Origin of the sequence: Halolamina salina (assembly GCF_042678005.1) — an archaeon.
In the GTDB taxonomy this organism is placed as follows: domain Archaea; phylum Halobacteriota; class Halobacteria; order Halobacteriales; family Haloferacaceae; genus Halolamina; species Halolamina salina.
This window is the reverse complement of record NZ_JBHUDH010000103.1, coordinates 26,230-29,540: the sequence shown is the minus strand read 5'-3', so window position 1 is coordinate 29,540 and position 3,311 is coordinate 26,230. Positions and strand designations below refer to the sequence as shown.

At 70.4% G+C, this 3,311-nt stretch carries 2 protein-coding genes and 2 pseudogenes (1 of these 4 running past the window's edge); 3 read left to right on the top strand and 1 reads right to left on the bottom strand.

What is annotated here, in order from left to right; all coding sequences use genetic code 11:
- Both ACFR9S_RS09540 and ACFR9S_RS09535 read left to right on the top strand, forming a co-directional pair.
- A pseudogene (locus ACFR9S_RS09540) lies at positions 1-312 on the top strand (ABC transporter ATP-binding protein); it begins 646 nt to the left of the window's first position.
- Complete coding sequence (locus ACFR9S_RS09535) at positions 309-1,109, top strand: ABC transporter permease (protein WP_379730945.1); 801 nt, start codon at positions 309-311, stop codon at positions 1,107-1,109. The pseudogene ACFR9S_RS09540 and the gene ACFR9S_RS09535 overlap by 4 nt, the downstream one beginning before the upstream one ends.
- Before the next feature lie 14 nt (positions 1,110-1,123).
- On the opposite strand, the gene ACFR9S_RS09530 is transcribed toward ACFR9S_RS09535, so the two are convergent.
- On the bottom strand, positions 1,124-2,725 hold the full coding sequence (locus ACFR9S_RS09530; protein WP_379730948.1) for an NADH-quinone oxidoreductase subunit D: 1,602 nt from the start codon (positions 2,723-2,725) through the stop codon (positions 1,124-1,126).
- A 177-nt stretch (positions 2,726-2,902) separates the two neighbouring features.
- On the opposite strand from ACFR9S_RS09530, the pseudogene ACFR9S_RS09525 reads away from it, so the two are divergent.
- Positions 2,903-3,311: pseudogene (locus tag ACFR9S_RS09525) on the top strand (hypothetical protein); the annotation flags it as partial.

Sequence of the window (3,311 nt, the reverse complement as noted above, 5' to 3'; positions counted from 1 at the left end):
GTCGACGGGCTGCGCGGCGCGGGCGCCGTCGCGGAGCTCACGGTCCACTGCGACGCGCTGTCCGAGAGCGCCGTCGCCGCCGTCGAGGCGCTCGAAGGAGTCGAGTCGGTAGAAGCCGAGGACGGTCGGCTGACGGCCACCTGTGCCGGCCCGGCGAAGCTCCGAGTGCTCGACGCGATCCGTGACGCCGGCGCCGAGATCCGCGACTTCGAGTCCGACGCCGGCTCGCTGGAGTCGGTGTTCGCGGCTTACACCGGCGAGGGTGGCGACGGGACGGGAGCGACGGTCGAGACCCCGGAGGTGGCCGAATGAGCCTCCGGACCCTCGTCGAGAAGTACGCGCTGGACACCCACCGGACGAAGTCCGCGTGGGTCGTCGCCGCGCTGTTCGTGATCGTGTTCGGCTTCATCGGCTGGTCGACCGGTGGGCCGACGTACCGGGGGGAGATCCGGCCGCTGGTCGTCGGCGGCGTCCAGAACTCCGCGGGGATACTGGTGGTGCTGACGACGCTGGCGCTGGGCCACGGCGTCGTCGCCGGCGCCCGAGAGTCCGGGTCGCTGCGGGTGCTGCTGGCGTACCCACACTCCCGTCGGGAGGTGGTGTTGGGCGCGTTCCTCGGGCGAGTCGGCCCGCTGCTGGCGGCGATTTCGGCCGGGCTGCTCGCGGCGCCGATCGCCTACAGCCTCAGGACGGGCCAGCTTCCGGGAGCGAAGTACCTCACCCTCGTGGGGTTCGTGCTGCTGTGGACGGTGTTCTGTACCGCCCTCGCGGTCGGGATCTCGGCGCTCGCGTCGACGGGCCGGCGGGCCATCGGCGCCGCGTTCGGCGTGTTCCTCGGCTTCCTGTTCGTCTGGGACTGGCTCCCCACCGAGATCGTTCGCCGGACGTACCCCCCCGAGCAGCAGCGTCCCCGTCCGGAGTGGGCACAGCTCTGGGCGAACCTCGACCCCGTCACGGCGTATCAGCGCGGGACGAGCATGCTCTCCTACCCCCCCGAGGGGCCGCTGGCAGTCTACGAGACGCTGCCGTTCTTTGCGGCCGTGCTGGCGGTCTGGGCGGTCGTCCCGATGGCGCTGGCGCTCTGGTGGTTCCCGAGGACCGATCTCTGAGGGGACCGCGGTCGCTACCGGTCGACCTCGCCCATGATCGTGTCCAGACTGCCGAGCGTCGCGATCAGGTCGGGGAGCATCCCGCCGGTGGCCATCTCCGGCAGCGCCTGGAGGTTCGAGAAGGAAGGGCCGCGGATCTTGAAGCGCGCGGGCTGGTCGGTGCCGTCGCTGCGGATGTAGATCCCGAGTTCGCCCTTCGCGGCCTCGACGGTCCGGTACACCTCGGCGCCGTCGTCGGGCTTGATCGTCCGCGGGACGCTGGCCTGAATCGTCCGGTCGGCCTCGGGCCACTCCTCGAGCAGGTCGACGCACTGGTCGACGATCGTCGCGGACTCCTCCAGTTCGCGCAGGCGAACGAGCAGTCGAGCGTAGTTGTCACAGCCGTCCTCGGTGACGACGCTCCAGTCGAGTTCGTCGTAGTAGCCGTAGGGGTCGTCCCGGCGAACGTCGTAGTCGATCCCCGAACCGCGCGCGACCGGCCCCGTACAGCCGTACTGCTTCGCGGTTTCGGGCGGGAGGCGGCCGGTGTCGACGGTCCGCATCTGGAGGAGTTCGTTCTCGGTCAGGAGGCTGTGGTACTCCCGGAGCCGTTCGGGCAGCCCCTCGAGGAACGCCCGCACGTCGTCGAGGAACTCCTCGCGGGGGTCGGGCAGGTCCCAGACGACCCCGCCGAGCCGAAAGTAGTTGAACATCAGCCGCTGGCCGGTCACGTCCTCCAGCAGTTTCTGGATCCGCTCGCGCTCCTGGATCGCGTACATGAACGTCGCCGTGAAGTCGCCGACCACGTCGAGCGCGTAGGCGCCGACCGCGAGGAAGTGGCCGAGCATCCGACTGAGTTCGGCGGTGAGCGTCCGGAGGACCTGTGCGTACTCGGGCACCTCGATGTCGGCCAGCGCCTCGGCAGCCCGGGCGTACGCCCACTCGTTGCAGAGGCCGGCGCCGCTCCAGTCCCAGCGGTCCGGGTACGGCATGATCTGGTGGCGGTACGTTCCGGACTCGCACATCTGCTCCTCACAGCGGTGGATGTAGCCGATGTCCGGCTCCACGTCGACGACCTGCTCGCCGTCGAGCGTGGTCTCCAGATGCATCACGCCGTGGGTCGCCGGGTGGTGGGGACCGATGTTCAGGAACATCGTCTCCGCGCCGTCGGCGGCCTCCCGCCCGCCGGCGTCCGTGAGCCGCCCTTCGTTCTCCCGGAGCGGCACGATCTGCGGGCCGTCGCCGTCGTAGTCGTGGCTCAGCGGGTGGCCCTGCCACGTCTCGGGGAGGAGGATCCGCCGCAGGTCGGGGTGGTCCTCGTACTCGAACCCCAGCAGGTCGTACGCTTCGCGCTCGTGCCAGTCGATCGTCCGGAACGCGTCCGCGCCGGACTGACTCACCTTCTCGTCGAGCGGGACCGGGACGGCGACGCCGAGCTCCCGGGTCGGCTCGTCGTACGCTCGGAGGAGGTAGACGCTCTCGGCGTGGGTGTCGTACTCCTGTGCGACCACACAGGAGCAGTGATCGAGGCCGAGCCCCGTCCGCAGCGCGTCGAGGACGGCCGGGACGCGGTCGCCGCGGATCTCCAGCGTCGGGATGTCGCCGATCGCCCGCGAGTCCACGACCGCGCCTCCCAAGCCGGCGTCGGCGATGGTCCGTCGGGCGTCCGCGAGCAGCGGGTCCGGCTCGGCGTCGACCGTCTCGATGACCGGCGATTGCTGAGGCACGGGCCGGGGTTGGGGCGCAGTCCACTGGCGCGTTCTGCCGCACTCGACCGGGTATTTTTAAGCGCCAGCGAGCGGACCCCGTGGTCGATGAAGTACGTCCGGCTGCGTGTCGCGTTCTCCGAGGAGACGATCAACCCAGTTCACGAGGCGATCTGTGACTCCGAAACCGTCGAGCGGGACGTGCTGCTCCACGAGGACCGCTCGGGACCGGACCGGGACACGCTGCTGTACCGCGTCGACGGCGAGCCAGAGGCGTTCGACGGGATGCTCCGGGCGGCGCCCTCGGTGCTCGAGTGGGCGTTCACGCCGGCGGAGAACGGGACGTTCTACGCGTTCGTCGAACAGGAGACGCCCGACCGGGACGCGGAGATCCTCGACGCGATCTCCCGGACGGGGATTATGGCGGTCCCGCCGATCGAGTTCGACAGCGACGGGAGCGCGACGGTGACGCTGGTCGAGGCGGCCGGAGCGATCCGGCCGGCGCTGGAGGAACTCC